Source organism: Streptomyces sp. SolWspMP-5a-2, from assembly GCF_900091845.1.
Lineage (GTDB): Bacteria > Actinomycetota > Actinomycetes > Streptomycetales > Streptomycetaceae > Streptomyces > Streptomyces doudnae.
The window spans coordinates 1-15,403 of record NZ_FMCI01000291.1; the positions used below are offsets into that span (position 1 = coordinate 1).

The window sequence follows — 15,403 nt, forward strand, 5'->3', positions numbered from 1 at the left end:
ATGCGGGGAGCCCGGCCCGCGAGGCGGGCAGGGGGCTGAGGGGACGGTCCGCGCGGTGGGCGGCGCTCCAAGGGGACGGTTCGCATGGTGGGCGGGGGTCAGGTGGAGTCCGCGCGCGGGCGGGTGGCAATGCGGGGAGTCCGGCCCGCGAGGCGGGCAGGGGGCTGAGGGGACGGTCCGCGTGGTGGGCGGCGCCAAGGGGGCCGGTCTGAGGGCGGGCGGCACTCCGAGGCAGGGCCGGTCCGCGGGGCGGGCAAGGGTCCGAGAGGGCGCCGGGCCGTGGTCCTGGGGCCGCCTGGACGCCCGGCGGTCGTCACGGGCACCCGCTAACGTAGGTCGGATGAGCAACCCGTCCTCGTCGCCCCGGTCCCTCGCGGAAGCGCTCCGCTCGCGGGACGACGCGGCCCTGGCCGTGCTGCTGCGCAGCCGTCCCGACCTCCTCACGCCGGTCCCCTCCGACCTCACCCAGCTCGCCACCCGGGCCGGGACCAGGGCCTCCGTGGTGCGGGCGCTGGAGCGCCTCGACCGGTTCGCGCTGCAGACCGCCGAGGCGCTCGCGGTGGCCCCCGACCCGGCCCCCTACGAGACGCTGCTCGCGCTGATGACCGGCGACGACGGTGACGACACGGTCGCCGCCGCGCTGCCCCGCGCCGTCGCCACCCTGCGCGAACAGGCCCTGGTGTGGGGCGGCGACGACCGGCTGCGGCTGGTGCGCACCGCCCGCGAACTGCTCGCCCCGACCCCGCAGCACCCCTCCCCCACCGGTCTCGGACCCGGGGTGCGGGAGGCGACGGCGGGCATGTCGCCCGGCCGCATCCAGGAGATCGTGACCGCCGCCGGGCTGCCCTCGACGCACGACGCGGTCTCCGCCGTCGCCGCGCTGAGCGCCCTGTTCACCGACCGGCGCCGGATGGCCGCGCTCCTCGCCGAGCTGCCCGAGGACTCCCTCGACGTCTTGGAGCGGCTGGTGTGGGGGCCGCCGTACGGGCAGGTCAGCGCGGAGCCCGCGGCGCGGCTGCGGCGGCTCCTGGACCGGGGGCTGCTGCTGCCGACGGCGCCCGGGACCGTCGTCCTGCCCCGGGAGGCCGCCCTGCATCTGCGCGGCGGGCGGGCGCACCGCGGCGTCGAGCCGCTGCCGCCCGCGCTGGACCCGGCCGGGACCCACCGCCCCCAGGTGGTGGACGCGACGGCGGCCGGCCAGGCGTACACGGCGCTGGCGACCGTCGAGGAGCTGCTGAAGGAGTGGGACGAGGGCGGGCCCGCGGTGCTGCGCGCGGGCGGGCTGAGCGTGCGGGACCTCAAGCGCACGGCGGTCGCCCTGGACGTGCCCGAGCCGGTCGGCGCGTTCTGGCTCGAGCTGGCGTACGCGGCCGGGCTGCTGGCCTCCGACGGCGAGGCCGACGAGCGGTACGCGGTCACCCCGGAGTGCGACGCCTGGCTGGAGCGGCCCGCCGCGGAACGCTGGGCGCGACTCGCCGAGACCTGGCTGACGGCGACCCGGACCTCCGGTCTCGTCGGGGGCCGGGACGCGAAGGACCGTTCGCTGTCGGCGCTGGGCCCCGGGCTCGACCGGTCCGCCGCGCCGGAGGTGCGCCACCGGGTGCTCGCGCTGCTGGCCGCGCTGCCCGAGGGCACCGCGCCGACGCCCGCCTCGGTCCTGGCCCGGCTGCGCTGGGAACGGCCGCTGCGGGCGGCTGCCGCCGCACCGTCGCAGGGGACGCAGCCCGGCGCCCCGCAGGACGACGACCTGCGGGCCCGGCTCGCCCGCTGGACCCTCGCCGAGGCGGAACTCCTCGGGGTGACCGGCCGCGGCGCCCTCTCCACCCAGGGCCGGGCCCTGCTCGGCCTGCCGGCACCGGGGGCCGCGGCGGGCGGCGCGGGCGCGCACGGCCGCGCCGACGACACCGGGGACAGCAGAGACAGCAGGGACGGCAGGGAGGGCAGAGACAGCAGGGACGGCAGGGACAGCGCGGCCGATCGCGGGCCCGGGGACAAGCTGCCCGCCCACCACGCGGCGGGCGGCGCCCTCGCGGCCGTCGCCGGTGGCCACGCCCCGGGGCCGCTGCCGGACGCCGAGCAGGCCGTCGCCACGGCCGCCGCCGGACGGCTGCTCGCCCCGCTGCTGCCCGAGCCGCTGGACCACGTGCTGCTCCAGGCCGACCTGACGGCGGTGGCGCCCGGCCCGCTGGAGCGCCCGCTGGCGGCGATGCTCGGGGTCCTCGCGGACGTCGAGTCGAAGGGCGGGGCGACGGTGTACCGGTTCACGCCCGGCTCCGTGCGGCGGGCGCTCGACGCCGGGCAGACCGCCGCCGACCTGCACGCCTTCCTGGCCGCGCACGCGCGCACGCCGGTGCCGCAGCCGCTGACGTACCTCATCGACGACGTGGCCCGCAGGCACGGGCGGTTGCGGGTCGGCGCCGCCTCGGCCTATCTGCGGTGCGACGACGACGCGCTGCTGTCGGAGATCCTCGCCGACAAGCGGGCCCAGCCCCTGCGGCTGCGCCGCCTCGCGCCGACGGTGCTGGCCACCCAGGCCGATCCGGCGGCGCTGCTCGACGGGCTGCGCGCGATGGGGGTTCGCCCCGGCGGCCGAGTCGGCGGACGGCGACGTGGTGATCACCCGGCCGGACGCGCACCGCACCCCGCCGCGGGCCGCGCCGGTGCCGGTGCCGGACGGCCCGCCGGCGCCGGACGGCACGCTGCTCGCGGCGGCGATCCGGGCGATCCGGGCGGGCGACCTGGCCTCCACCGCGCCCCGCAAGCAGGCGCCGTCCGGGGCCGGGAGCGCCGGGGGCACCGGTGAACTCCCGCGCACCAGCGCGGCGGAGACCCTCGCGACCGTGCAGGCGGCCGTCCTCACCGGCGAGGCGCTGTGGATCGGCTTCGTCAACGCCGAGGGCGGCGCGAGCCAGCGGGTGATCGCCCCGATCCGGGTGGAGGGCGGCTTCGTGACGGCCTACGACCACACGGCGGACGAGGTGCGGACGTTTCCGCTGCACCGGGTGACCGGGGTGGCGGAGCTGGCCGAGGAGGACTCCTAACCCCCGCCCGACGGTTCCTCCGGTTCCACCGGTTCCAGCGGTCGCACCGGGTTCCGCCGGTTCCTCCGGTTCCTCCAGTTCCTCCGACTCCTTCAGTTACGCCGATTCCTCCACGTATGCAGACTCCCCAGATGCCCCCGGTGCCTCCGATTCCTCCGGCGCGAGCTGGTCGGGGAGGGGTGCCTGGTGGGTGACGACCAGGCCGGAGACGGCCCGGGTCAGGGCCACGTACAGGCGGCGCAGGCCGGTGCGTTCGTCGGGTTCGCCGTCCACCACGGCGCGCGGCTCGTCCAGCACGACGTAGTCGTACTCCAGGCCCTTGGCCAGCGACGCCGGGACCAGGGTGAGGCGGGTCTCGGCCGTCGTCTCCTCGCCGGGGGCGAGGTGGCCGAGGCCCGCCTCGTCGAGCGCGGAGCGCAGGCCGGGGACGCGGGCGTCGGCGGCGATCAGCCCGATGGAGCCCTCGTGGGCCAGCAACTCCCGGCAGGCGTCGACCACTTCGGCGGTGCCGGTGATCTCGCGGACGGCGAAGAGGCCGGGGTTCTCGCGCACCGAGGCGACCGGGGCAAGTCCCGGCGCGATGTGCGGCAGCAGCCGGGAGGCGTAGCCGATGACGTCCGTGGGGACGCGGAAACCGGCCGTCAGCTCCTCGATCACGCCGTCGGACTTGCCGAGGTGGGCGAGCGCCTCCTGCCAACTGCGGGTCGCCCAGGGGGTGGTGCCCTGCGCGAGGTCGCCGAGGACGGTCGCCGAGCCGGTGGTGCAGCGGCGGCCGACGGCGCGGTACTGCATCGGGGAGAGGTCCTGGGCCTCGTCGAGGACGACATGACCGAGGGAGTGGGTGCGCTGCACGAGGTCGGCGGTCTCGTCGATCAGCACCGCGTCCGCGAGGGACCACCGGGCGGACTTCACGCTGCGCACCGGCTTGGTCCGCAGGACGGTCCTCCGCTCGTCCTCGGTGAGGACGCCGTCCGCGTGCTCGGCGAGGAACTCCGCGTCGGTGAGCAGCCGCAGGACGACCTTGGCCGGGTCGACGGGCGGCCAGATCCGCTTCACGGCGGCCTTGACGGCGGTGTTGCGGGCCACCGCGTCCTGCACCCGGTCGTCGGGCGCCTCGCCCGCGCGCTCCATCTGGACCAGCACGGCGTGCGCGATGCGCTGCGGGAGGGCCTCGCGGGCGGCGCCGTAGCGGATGTCCCGGTCGAGCAACTCCTTGACGATCACTTCGAGTTCGTGGGCGGGGACCCGCCAGCGGCGTGATCCGCGCACCACCATGACCGGTTCGTCGGGGAGGGTGACGTGGGAGTAGACGGCCCGGCGCAGCACCTCGGCCATCCGGGCGTCGCCCTTGACGATCGCGGTCGGCGCCGGGTCGGTGCCGGTCACCTCGACCTGCCCGACCAGGTCGTCGACGGTGGCCTGCTGGACCGCCAGCTCGCCGAGCGCGGGCAGCACCTGCTCGATGTAGTGGAGGAAGGAGCGGTTCGGCCCGATGACCAGGGTGCCGGTGCGGGCGAGGCGCTCGCGGTGGGCGTAGAGGAGGTAGGCGACACGGTGCAGGCCGACGGCGGTCTTGCCGGTGCCGGGGCCGCCCTGGACGCAGACGGTGCCGCCGAGGCCGCTGCGGACGATCTCGTCCTGCTCGGGCTGGATCGTGGCGACGATGTCCCGCATGGGGCCGACGCGCGGGCGCTCGATCTCCCGCTGGAGGAGCTGGCTGGTGCGGGCGGCCTCGGCCGGGTCGGAGAGGTGCTCGTCCTCGTAGGCGGTGAGGTCGCCGCCGGTGTAGCCGAAGCGGCGGCGCAGCCCGACGTCCAGCGGGTCGGTCTTGGACGCCCGGTAGAACGGCTGGGAGACCGGTGCCCGCCAGTCGATGACCATGGGGTCGCCGTCGTGGTCGTGGACGTGCCGGCGGCCGATGTAGAACCGCTCGCCGCCCGCGCCCTCGGCCCGCTCGCCGCCGGGCGCGTGCAGGTAGTCGAGGCGGCCGAAGAAGAGCGGGGTGTGGCTGAGGTCGGCGAGCGCCTTGACGCGCTCGTCGATCTGGCGGGCGAGCACCTGGGCGTTGACCCAGTTCCCGGTGACGTTGCTGATGTCGAGGGACTCGACGTCCTCGCGCATGGCGCGCAGCGCGGAGCGGGACTCGGCGAGGTGGGTGCGTTCGCGGGCGAGCGGGTCGTCGCCGACGGGCGTGGACAAGGTGGTGCCTCCGGGGGGCCTGCGGTGGGACGCGCGCGAGGTGGGCGCGGGGTGACGGCTTGCCGACCGGTTTCCGTCCGGTCGGCGGCACTCCGGGGGGAGGCGGGCAAGGCGGAGAGTGTAGGGCAGGGACGGATGCGGGGGCCAACTGTTTTCCGGGTGCCCGGATGCCCGGGTGCCCGGGTGCCCGGGTGGTCGCGGGCGCCCGCCCGGCGGGAGACCACGGCCACCGGGCCCGGCGGGTCCACCGGGTCCGGCGGGTCCGGCGGGTCCGGCGGGGAGGTCCTAGGGGTGCACCGCTTCCCGGGCCATGGCGGCGAAGTCGGCGTAGGGCTCGGGGTCGTCGCCGTCGCCGGGCCACCACTCGTACGCGGTCCACTCGCCGTTCTCCTGGACGCCGTCGGCGTGCAGCAGCCAGTAGCAGCCGCTGCCGCCGTTGTCGTCGCCGATCAGCAGGCACCGCTTGAGCACGGCGAGCTGCTCCGCGAAGAAGTCCAGGTCGGACCACGCCTCGACGAGGTCGGCGCACAGGTCGGCGAACCAGCCGACGTCCCCGACCGGGTACAGGTCGACCGGGCCTATGTCCTCCCAGCCGTCGCTGACCTGGAGAAAGGTGCGGTAGGAGAGGGGAAGGCGGATGCCGAGCCGCTCCTCGGCCGCCGCGATCGTGCCCTCGTCCGCCGGTCCGGTGCCCGCCCACCCGGCCGCGAGCCGCTCCGCGCTGATGACCTGGCGGTGCTCGGCGACGGCCTCGCGGACCTCGTCCGAGTCGATGTGCCGGGCGTTGAAGTCGGTGAGGAACGCGCGCCATTCCGCGACCGTCAGGGGTGAGGGGGTCGTCATTGCGGAACTCCGATGGTGAGTGCGGTGGGTCACGGACACCTTCACACGCCCCACTGACAACCGGGTCGGGCCCGACCCCGCGACGGCCCCCCGGACACCCCGGGAGATCGGACACCCGGTGTACGGAGCCGGACACCCCCTAGGGGAAGGGGTCCCTCTGCCGGGTGAACGGGCTCTGCCCCCGGGTGGAGAGCGGCTCCACCCGGGTTCCGTCCACAGACCGATGCGGTCCTTATGTCCCGAAAGCCACCATGGAGTCATGAGCGCAGCGATCCTCCACCCAGCCCCCGTCCCGCCCCGGCCGCGCGGTGCCACGGCCGTCACGGGCAGCCACTCCCACCGCCTCGGTGACGCCCTGCGGGCCGTCAAGGTCTTCGCGGGCGCGGCGGTCGACGTCGTCATACTCGGCGAGTACGGCGAGGAGGCGGGCGTGCGCCGCAGGTGACCGTCTAGGGTCACCGGGTGACCCGCCGAGCACGCACAGCGACCTCCGTCCTCCTGCTCCCCCTCTCGCTCTGCTGCTTCGCCGTCCTGTGTCTGACGCAGGGCCTGCCGATGGCCGACGTGCTGGTCTACCGGGCCGAGGGCGAGGCCGTCGTCCACGGCGGCGACCTCTACGGCTTCACCGTCACCCAGTGGCGGCTCCCGGCCACCTATCCCCCGTTCGCGGCGCTGCTGTTCGCCCCGGCCGCCGCGCTGCCGGTGCCGCTCCTCAAGGCGCTCTTCCTCGCGGGCAACGCGCTCCTGCTCGCCTGGTTCGTCCGCCTCTCCGCGCGTCTGGCCGGACGGTCCCTGCCGCTGCCGTCGCTGTGCGCGGCGACCGCGCTCGCCCTCTGGCTCGAACCCGTCTTCCAGACGGTCCTGTTCGGGCAGGTCAACCTCGCGCTGGCGGGGCTGGTCCTGTGGGACCTCACCCGGGCGCCGGGTGCCCGGTGGCGGGGCGCGGCGATCGGGATCGCGGCGGGGATCAAGCTGACGCCCGCGGTGTTCGTGGTCTACCTGCTGCTGCGGCGCCGCCACCGGGAGGCGGCGACGGCGGCGGGCGCCGCGGCCGTGACGTTCGTCCTCGGGCTGCTCGTGCTGCCGTCCGCGACCGTGGACTTCTTCACCCGCCGTCTCTGGGAGACCGGCCGGGTCGGCAAGGTGTGGATCATCGACAACCAGTCGCTGCCGGGTCTGATCGCGCGGGCCCTGGGCGATCCGGCCCCCGGGCCGCTGTGGGCGCTGCCGGTGGCGGCGGTCGGCGCGCTGGGGCTGTGGCGGGCCGGGCGGTCGGCGGACGAGCGGTACGGGGTGCTGGTGACGGCGTTCACGGCGCTGCTGGTGTCGCCGATCAGCTGGTCGCACCACTGGGTGTGGTGCGTGCCGCTGCTGGCCGTGCTGGCGGCGGACGGCCGGTGGCGGACGGCGGGCGCGGTGGCGGTGGTGTTCACGGCCCGCACCATGTGGCTGCTGCCGCACGCCGGGGACCGCGACCTGCGGTTCCCGTGGTGGCAGCAGCCGCTGGCGGCGCCGTACCCGCTGCTGGGGCTCGGCCTGCTGGGCTGCGGGTGGCTGGGCTACTTCTCCTCGGCGAGGAGTTCGTCGGCGTCGACGATCCGGTACGCGTACCCCTGCTCGGCGAGGAAGCGCTGGCGGTGGGCGGCGAAGTCCTGGTCGACGGTGTCGCGGGCGACGACGGAGTAGAAGTGCGCCTGGTGGCCGTCGGCCTTGGGGCGCAGCACCCGGCCGAGGCGCTGGGCCTCCTCCTGGCGTGATCCGAACGTGCCGGAGACCTGGACGGCGACGGTCGCCTCCGGCAGGTCGATGGAGAAGTTGGCGACCTTCGAGACGACGAGCACGCTGATCTCGCCCTCGCGGAAGGCGTCGAAGAGCTTCTCGCGCTGGGCGTTGGTGGTCTCGCCCTTGATGACGGGCGCGTCGAGGTGTTCGCCGAGTTCGTCGAGCTGGTCGATGTACTGGCCGATGACGAGGATCTGCTGACCGGCGAACCGGCGCACGATCGCCTCCGTGACCCGCCGCTTGGTGGCGGTGGTGGCGCAGAAGCGGTACTTCTCCTCCGTCTCGGCGGTGGCGTAGGCGATCCGCTCGCTGTCGGTGAGGTTGACGCGGACCTCGACGCAGTCGGCGGGGGCGATGTAGCCCTGGGCCTCGATCTCCTTCCAGGGCGCGTCGAAGCGCTTGGGCCCGATGAGGGAGAAGACGTCCGACTCGCGGCCGTCCTCGCGCACCAGGGTGGCGGTGAGGCCGAGCCTGCGCCTGGCCTGGAGGTCGGCGGTGAACTTGAAGACGGGCGCGGGCAGCAGGTGCACCTCGTCGTAGAGGATCAGGCCCCAGTCGCGGGAGTCGAACAACTCCAGGTGCGGGTAGACGCCTTTGCGCCGGGTGGTCAGCACCTGGTAGGTCGCGATGGTGACGGGCCGGATCTCCTTCCGCGTCCCGCTGTACTCGCCGATCTCCTCCTCGGTGAGGGAGGTCCGCCTGATCAGCTCGTGCTTCCACTGCCGGGCCGAGACGGTGTTGGTGACGAGGATGAGCGTGGTGGACTTCGCCTGTGCCATGGCCCCGGCGCCGACCAGCGTCTTGCCCGCGCCGCAGGGCAGCACGACGACGCCGCTGCCGCCGTGCCAGAAGTTCTCGACGGCCTGCCGCTGGTAGGGGCGCAGCGCCCAGCCGTCCTCGGCCAGGTCGATCGCGTGCGCCTCGCCGTCGACGTACCCGGCGAGGTCCTCGGCGGGCCAGCCCAGCTTGAGCAGGGTCTGCTTGATCTGGCCGCGCTCGGAGGGGTGGACGGCGACGGTGTCGGGGTCGATGCGGGCGCCGACCAGCGGGGCGATCCGCTTGGAGCGCAGCACCTCCTCCAGGACCGGGCGGTCGGTGGTGGTGAGGACCAGGCCGTGGGTGGGGTGCTTGCTGAGGGTGAGGCGGCCGTAGCGGTCCATCGTCTCGGCGACGTCGACGAGCAGGGCGTGCGGCACGGGGTAGCGGCTGAACTGCACGAGCGCGTCGACGACCTGTTCGGCGTCGTGCCCGGCGGCACGCGCGTTCCACAGGCCGAGCGGGGTCACCCGGTAGGTGTGGATGTGCTCGGGGGCCCGCTCCAGCTCCGCGAAGGCGGCGATGGCACGCCGGCACTCGTCGGCCTGCTCGTGGTCGACCTCCAGGAGCAGGGTCTTGTCTGACTGAACGATCAGCGGACCATTCACGCGCGGCACACCCTTTCCGTTCCGGCCGACGTCCGGCCAAACCTCCAGTGTGCCCTAACCGCCGGGGAGCGGGGGGTACGGGGAAGGGGGCCTCATGAGCCCCACGGGCCCCCAGAGACCCCCCGTCACCCCCCGACCGTCTCCTCCACCCCGTTCGCTCCCTTCGCCCCGTTCAGCCCGGCGGGCTCCGCCGGGGCGCGGGTGTCGGGGGGCGTGGTCGGTGTGTCGGTCGGGTTCGTCGCGTCCACCGCGTTGCGCCAGCGGGCCACCGCCGTGGCCGAGACCGGGTGGTTCCAGCCGTCGGGGCGGGCCGCGCCGCCGATGTGGAAGGCGTCGAGACCGGCGGCGCGCAGCCGCGGGACGTGGTCGAGGCGCAGGCCGCCGCCGACGAGGACGGTCTGCTCGTACCCGGGCTCACCCCGGCGGGCCGCCTCCGCGAGCAGGACGGGCAGGCCGTCGTCGACCCCGGCGGCGGAACCGGCGGTCAGGTAGGTGTCGAGGCCGGGGAGCCCGTCGAGCTGCTTGCGCAGGGCGTCGCGGTCGGCCGCGTGGTCCAGGGCCCGGTGGAACGTCCAGGAGCAGCCGTCGAGCGCGCCGACCAGCTCCTCGACGGCGGGCACGTCGACCGCGCCGTCACCGTCGAGGAACCCGAGGACGAACTCCCGCGCGCCCGCGGCCCGTAGCTGCCCGGCGGTGCGGACCAGGCGCTCCCGGTCGGCGGCGGAACCGGCCGCGAAGCCGTCGGTGAGCCGCAGCATCACGCGCAGCGGGATGTCGACGGCGGCGCGGATCGCGGCGAACGTGCCGGGCGACGGGGTGAGTCCGTCGGCCGCCATGTCGGTGACCAGCTCCAGCCGGTCGGCGCCTCCGGCCTGGGCGGCGACGGCGTCCCCGGCGTCGAGGGCGATCACCTCCAGGACTGCGCGGTTGCTCATGGGTCCCCATTCCTGCTATAGGTCTAGTCCAATTCAGGGTACGCCTGTCTCAGGACCGGCTCACCGGGGAGAGCGGCGTTCGGCCGAAGATCGACGGTCCCGCCCGGCCGCCGGTCCGGCCGCCGGTCAGGCCGCCGGTCAGGACCGCGCCGGGCGTCCCCGCCGCCCCCGGCGGGAGAATGCGGGCATGGCCGACCTCGACGCGCTGCGCTCCCGCTGGCAGCACACCCTGCTCGCCGCCCGCGACGGCGGACCGCACGACCCCCGCGAGGGCGACCCGCCGCCCGACCCCCTGCGGTACGCCGACGCGCTGCTGCGCCGCTGGTCGGAGCCGCAGCGGCGGTACCACACGGTGGCTCATCTGGCGGCCGTCCTCGACCATCTCGACACGCTGGCGCGGTACGCCGGCGACCCGCACGCGGTGCGGCTCGCCGCCTGGTTCCACGACGCCGTCTACCTGCCGGAGCGCTCCACCAACGAGGAGCGGTCGGCCCGGCTCGCCGAACGGGCGCTGCCCGAGGCCGGGGTGGGCGCGGCGCGGACCGCGGAGGTGGCCCGGCTGGTGCGGCTGACCCTCACCCACGACCCCGCCGACGACGACCGCGACGGCCAGGCCCTGTGCGACGCCGACCTGGCGATCCTCGCCGCGCCGCCGTCGCGGTACGCCGCGTACACGGCGGCCGTCCGGCAGGAGTACCACTTCGTGCCCGACGGCGACTTCCGGACGGGCCGCGGCGCGATCCTGCGCGGGCTCCTCGACCGTCCCCGGCTGTACCGGACCCCGCACGGGGCCCGGGAGTGGGAGGCGGCGGCGCGCCGCAACCTGACCGCGGAACTGGAAATGCTGTCGCCCTGACCGCTCGCGGAGCCTAGGGTGCGGGCCATGTCGGACGACGGCGGGGACCTGGTGGACGAGGCGGTCGCGGGCTGCGTGACCACGCTGCGCGGCGCGGTGGACCGGGACTGGACGGGGGTGCGGGCGCTCGGGCTCGACTGGAGCTGCCACGAGACGGCGCTGCACGTCGCGGACGACCTGATCGCCTACGCCGCCAACCTGGCCGCCCGCGCCCGCGACGGGTACGTCCCCTTCGAGATGCGGCTCGACGACGGGACCGGGAACGAGGGTCTGCTCCAGGTGATCGAGGCGGCGGGCGCCCTGCTCGCCGCGGCCGTGCGGACCGCGCCGCGCGGGGCCCGCGGCTTCCACCCCTATCCGTTCGGAAGCGCCGACCGCCGGGGCTTCGCGGCGATGGGGGTCGCCGAGGTCCTGCTGCACACGCACGACATCGCGGGCGGGCTCGGCCTCCGGTACCGCCCCGAACCGGAGCTCGCGCGGTCCGTGCTCGCCCGCATCTTCCCGCACGTCCGCCCGGACACCGACCCGTGGCCGACCCTGCTGTGGGCCACCGGGCGGGGCGAACTGCCCGGCCGGGCCCCGGTCACCGCGTGGCGCTGGAGCAACGACCTGGTGCTGCCCGCCGGACGGCTCGTCCTCCAGGGCGTCACCCCCGCGGACGCGGCCGATCTGGCGCTGGGCGGCGACGGCGGGTTCGCGTGGCTCGGCGGCGGCCCCTTCCAGGGCACCCGGGACGCGGCCGGGATGGTGCTCAAGGCGTACCGGGAGGGCGTGCACCGGCCGGAGTTCGGCCTCTTCGCGCTGGTGCGCCGGGCGGACGGCCTCGCGGTCGGCGGCATGGGCTTCCACGGCGTCCCGGACGGGGAGGGCCGCGCGGAGGTCGGCTACGACCTCGTCGAGGACGCGCGCGGCAACGGCTACGCGGCGGAGGCGCTGGACGCCCTCGCCCGCTGGGCGCTGGCCAGGGACGACGTGCGGTCGCTGTGCGCGCTGGTCGAGGAGGAGAACGCCGCCTCCCAACGCGTCGTCGCCCGCGCCGGGTTCGTCCGCGCGGGCGGCCGCCTCGACAGCGCGGGGCAGGAGCTCGAACCGGCGCTGCGGCTGTACGTGCGGTCCGCTAGCGGTCCGTCGGCGGGGGCGCCGGGCGGCCCTTCGGACGCCTGAGTCCGGACGCCGTCAGCAGGCGCACCACCTCGCGGCTGCTGACCCGGACCGCGCCCGCCCGCACCGCGTCCTCGTACCGGTGGGCCGGAAGGTCGTAGTGGTCGCGCTCGAACGCGCGCCTGGGCACCTCCAACCCGGCGGCGAACAGGTGGAGTTCGTCGTAGGAGACGTCGCTCACCAGGTGCGACCAGAACCGTCCGTGGCCGGGCCAGGTCGGCGGGTCGATGTACACCGTCACGACGACGGCGCCCCGGTGCCCGCGCCGCCGAGCGCGCCCACCGCCGCGACCTTGACGCCCGCCTGGTGGCAGACCCAGTGCGGGTCGGCGCCCAACTCGGGCTCGACCTCCAGGGCGTGCGGGTCGCCGCCCTCGCAGACCGGGCACAGCGGCCAGCGGCCGTACCGCTCCAGGAGCGCGTCCTGCACGTCCTGGGCGACGAGGCCCGCCACGTACTCGGCGCCCTGCGGCCACTGCGCCACCCACCAGCGCCGCTGGACGACGGACTCCTCGACCATCGACACGATGTCCGCCTCGGCCACCTCGCCCGCGACCAGGTCGGCCAGCACGAGGGCGCGCGCCGCGTGCAACGCCTGTTCCAGGGGGTCGATCGGTTCCATGCCCTCCATTGTGCGCACTCTTGACCCCGGACCCGGAACGAAAATATCTTTCAGGGGTGACCCAGGACGTGAAGGAAACTTCCGCACCCCCCGGGACGGTCCCGCAGGGCACCCCGCCGCCACAGTCCCCGCACCCCCCGTCGGCCCCGGCGCCGCCCGCGCCGGCCGCCCTCGCCGCGAAGGTCCGCACCCTCGCGCCGTCGATGACCCGTTCCATGCAGCGCGTCGCCGAGGCGGTGGCGGGTGACCCGGCCGGGTGCGCCGCCCTCACGGTCACCGGGCTCGCGGGGCTGACCGGCACCAGCGAGGCCACCGTCGTGCGCACCGCGCGGCTGCTCGGCTACCCGGGCTACCGTGACCTGCGGCTCGCGCTCGCGGGCCTGGCCGCGCACCAGCAGTCCGGGCGGGCGCCCGCCATCACCACGGACATCGCGGTGGACGACCCGATCGCCGACGTCGTCGCCAAGCTCGCCTACGACGAGCAGCAGACCCTCGCCGACACCGCCGCCGGGCTGGACACCGCGCAGCTCGGGGCGGCCGTCGCCGCGGTGGCCGGGGCCCGCCGCACCGACGTGTACGGGGTCGGGGCGTCCGGCCTGGTCGCCCAGGACCTCACCCAGAAGCTGCTGCGGATCGGGCTGATAGCCCAGGCGCACAGCGATCCGCACCTCGCGGTCACCAACGCGGTGCAGCTGCGCGCCGGTGACGTGGCGATCGCGATCACCCACTCGGGCTCCACCGGGGACGTCATCGAGCCGCTGCGGGTCGCCTTCGAACGCGGCGCGACGACGGTGGCGATCACCGGCCGCCCGGACGGTCCCGTCACCCAGTACGCCGACCACGTGCTGACGACGTCCACCGCCCGGGAGAGCGAGCTGCGCCCGGCCGCGATGTCGTCCAGGACCAGCCAACTCCTGGTCGTGGACTGCCTGTTCGTGGGCGTGGCCCAGGGCACGTACGAGACGGCGGCACCCGCCCTCTCGGCGTCCTACGAGGCCCTGGCCCACCGCCACCGCCGCTGAGAACCCACCACCCCGGCACCTCGGCACCCCGGCACCCCGGCACCCCGGACCGGTGCCGACCCGGCGCCCACCCGGACACCCCCGCCGCCGCCCCACCCGGGCACCCCGGCCGCCGCCCCACCGGTGAATCCGGCCGCCGCTCCACCGGAGCACCCGGCCCCGCCCCCGCTCCTCCCCGCCGTCCGCGCACCCGGCACCGCCGGACCGCCGCGCGCCTCCCGCATCCGCACCCGCCCGGAAAGAGCCGCCCCTTCATGACCTCCACGTCCGACCCGCGTGATCTGCGTGCCGAGCTGGCCTCGCTCACCACCGAGGCCTTCCGGCCGGAGCTGGCCGACATCGACCGGCTGCCCACCCTGGACCTCGCCCGGCTGATGAACGGCGAGGACGCCACCGTCCCCGCCGCCGTCGCCGCCGAACTGCCGCGCATCTCCGCCGCGATCGACGCCGTCGCCGCCCGCATGGCCCGCGGCGGCCGGCTGGTCTACGCGGGCGCGGGGACCGCCGGGCGGCTCGGCGTGCTGGACGCCTCCGAGTGCCCGCCGACCTTCAACACCGGCCCGGGACAGGTGGTCGGGCTGATCGCGGGCGGCCCCGACGCGATGGTGACGTCCGTGGAGGGCGCCGAGGACTCCGCCGCGCTGGCCCGCGCCGACCTGGACGCCCTCAAGATCGGCCCGGACGACGCCGTGGTGGGCGTCTCCGCGTCCGGGCGCACCCCGTACGCGATCGGCGCCGTCGACCACGCGCGGGCCGCGGGGGCACTGACCGTCGGCCTGTCCTGCAACGCGGGCAGCCCGCTCGCGGCGGCGGCCGAGCACGGCATCGAGGTGGTCGTCGGCCCCGAACTGCTCACCGGCTCCACCCGGCTGAAGGCGGGCACGGCGCAGAAGCTGGTCCTCAACATGATCTCGACGATCACGATGATCCGGCTGGGCAAGACGTACGGGAACCTCATGGTCGACGTCCGGGCCTCCAACGAGAAGCTGCGGGCCCGCTCCCGGCGGATCGTCGCGCTCGCCACGGGGGCCGGGGACGACGAGATCGAGGACGCCCTCGCGGCCACCGGCGGCGAGGTGAAGTCCGCGATCCTGGTGGTGCTCGGCGGGGTCGACGGCCCGACGGCCGCCCGCCTTCTGGAGGAGTCGGGGGGCCACCTGCGCGCCGCGCTCGCGACGGCGGCCGACTGAGCCGCACGCTCAGGGGGTGCCTACCTCGGACGCGTACCCCAGCACCGCCGCCGCCCTGCTCCCGCTGGTCGGCGGCGCCGCGAACATCACCTCCGCCGCCCACTGCATGACCCGGCTGCGCCTCGGCCTGGCCGACCCCTCGCTCGTCGACGAGGAGGGGGTGCGGGCGGTGCCCGGGGTGCTCGGCGTGGTCACCGACGGGCAGACGTACCAGGTGGTGCTGGGCCCCGGCGCGGTCGCCAGGGTCACCGCGGAGCTGCGGACGATGCTGGCGGACGCGGCAGCGCACGCGGAGGCGGGTCCGGGGCCGGTCGCGGTCCCGGCCGGGG

The 15,403-nt window shown here is 75.8% G+C and carries 14 protein-coding genes and 1 pseudogene; 9 read left to right on the forward strand and 6 right to left on the reverse strand.

Annotated features, from left to right (window positions below):
• Positions 1 to 340: 340 nt before the first annotated feature.
• Together GA0115242_RS29015 and GA0115242_RS42580 are read left to right on the forward strand one after the other, a co-directional pair.
• Positions 341 to 2,803 carry a helicase-associated domain-containing protein gene (locus GA0115242_RS29015; protein ID WP_370672327.1) on the forward strand — a complete coding sequence of 821 codons (2,463 nt, stop codon included), beginning with the start codon at positions 341 to 343 and terminating at the stop codon, positions 2,801 to 2,803.
• 37 nt (positions 2,804 to 2,840) lie between these two features.
• Complete coding sequence (locus GA0115242_RS42580; RefSeq protein ID WP_370672328.1) at positions 2,841 to 3,041, forward strand: WYL domain-containing protein; 201 nt, start codon at positions 2,841 to 2,843, stop codon at positions 3,039 to 3,041.
• 96 nt (positions 3,042 to 3,137) lie between these two features.
• Here the strand turns inward: GA0115242_RS42580 and GA0115242_RS29020 are convergent, their stop codons facing one another.
• On the reverse strand, positions 3,138 to 5,240 hold the full coding sequence (locus tag GA0115242_RS29020; RefSeq protein ID WP_176729934.1) for a HelD family protein: 2,103 nt from the start codon (positions 5,238 to 5,240) through the stop codon (positions 3,138 to 3,140).
• Between the two features lie 285 nt (positions 5,241 to 5,525).
• A complete protein-coding gene (locus GA0115242_RS29025; RefSeq protein WP_093833659.1) occupies positions 5,526 to 6,083 on the reverse strand; it encodes an SMI1/KNR4 family protein in 558 nt (185 codons plus the stop codon).
• A gap of 259 nt (positions 6,084 to 6,342) precedes the next feature.
• Here GA0115242_RS29025 and GA0115242_RS29030 point away from each other — a divergent pair, with 259 nt between their 5' ends.
• Together GA0115242_RS29030 and GA0115242_RS29035 are read left to right on the forward strand one after the other, a co-directional pair.
• Positions 6,343 to 6,528: a hypothetical protein gene (locus GA0115242_RS29030; protein WP_093833661.1), complete on the forward strand. Its 186-nt coding sequence runs from the start codon at positions 6,343 to 6,345 to the stop codon at positions 6,526 to 6,528.
• Positions 6,529 to 6,545: 17 nt separating this feature from the next.
• Positions 6,546 to 7,637, forward strand: a pseudogene (locus tag GA0115242_RS29035) (glycosyltransferase 87 family protein); the annotation flags it as partial.
• Positions 7,638 to 7,642: 5 nt separating this feature from the next.
• On the opposite strand, the gene GA0115242_RS29040 reads toward GA0115242_RS29035, so the two are convergent.
• Entirely contained in the window at positions 7,643 to 9,289 is a 1,647-nt protein-coding gene (locus GA0115242_RS29040) for a DNA repair helicase XPB (RefSeq protein ID WP_093833677.1), read from the reverse strand.
• 125 nt (positions 9,290 to 9,414) lie between these two features.
• Complete coding sequence (locus GA0115242_RS29045) at positions 9,415 to 10,224, reverse strand: copper homeostasis protein CutC (RefSeq protein WP_093833663.1); 810 nt, start codon at positions 10,222 to 10,224, stop codon at positions 9,415 to 9,417.
• 187 nt (positions 10,225 to 10,411) lie between these two features.
• Between GA0115242_RS29045 and GA0115242_RS29050 the strand changes: the two genes are divergently transcribed.
• Together GA0115242_RS29050 and GA0115242_RS29055 are read left to right on the forward strand one after the other, a co-directional pair.
• A complete protein-coding gene (locus tag GA0115242_RS29050) occupies positions 10,412 to 11,080 on the forward strand; it encodes an HD domain-containing protein (RefSeq protein ID WP_093833665.1) in 669 nt (222 codons plus the stop codon).
• Between the two features lie 27 nt (positions 11,081 to 11,107).
• On the forward strand, positions 11,108 to 12,244 hold the full coding sequence (locus GA0115242_RS29055) for a GNAT family N-acetyltransferase (protein ID WP_093833667.1): 1,137 nt from the start codon (positions 11,108 to 11,110) through the stop codon (positions 12,242 to 12,244).
• On the opposite strand, the gene GA0115242_RS29060 is transcribed toward GA0115242_RS29055, so the two are convergent.
• Positions 12,198 to 12,482, reverse strand: a complete 285-nt coding sequence (locus tag GA0115242_RS29060) for a DUF4031 domain-containing protein (protein ID WP_093833669.1) — start codon at positions 12,480 to 12,482, stop codon at positions 12,198 to 12,200. The genes GA0115242_RS29055 and GA0115242_RS29060 overlap by 47 nt on opposite strands.
• Positions 12,479 to 12,862, reverse strand: a complete 384-nt coding sequence (locus tag GA0115242_RS29065; RefSeq protein ID WP_093833679.1) for a hypothetical protein — start codon at positions 12,860 to 12,862, stop codon at positions 12,479 to 12,481. The genes GA0115242_RS29060 and GA0115242_RS29065 overlap by 4 nt, the downstream gene beginning before the upstream one ends.
• A 56-nt stretch (positions 12,863 to 12,918) precedes the next feature.
• Between GA0115242_RS29065 and GA0115242_RS29070 the strand changes: the two genes are divergently transcribed.
• The 3 genes from GA0115242_RS29070 to GA0115242_RS29080 all read left to right on the forward strand — a co-directional run.
• Positions 12,919 to 13,884, forward strand: a complete 966-nt coding sequence (locus tag GA0115242_RS29070; protein WP_256089787.1) for a MurR/RpiR family transcriptional regulator — start codon at positions 12,919 to 12,921, stop codon at positions 13,882 to 13,884.
• 254 nt (positions 13,885 to 14,138) lie between these two features.
• Positions 14,139 to 15,074: an N-acetylmuramic acid 6-phosphate etherase gene (murQ, locus tag GA0115242_RS29075; protein ID WP_093833673.1), complete on the forward strand. Its 936-nt coding sequence runs from the start codon at positions 14,139 to 14,141 to the stop codon at positions 15,072 to 15,074.
• Between the two features lie 16 nt (positions 15,075 to 15,090).
• On the forward strand, positions 15,091 to 15,403 hold a 313-nt coding region (locus GA0115242_RS29080; RefSeq protein WP_161353342.1), incomplete at its 3' end, for a PTS transporter subunit EIIB.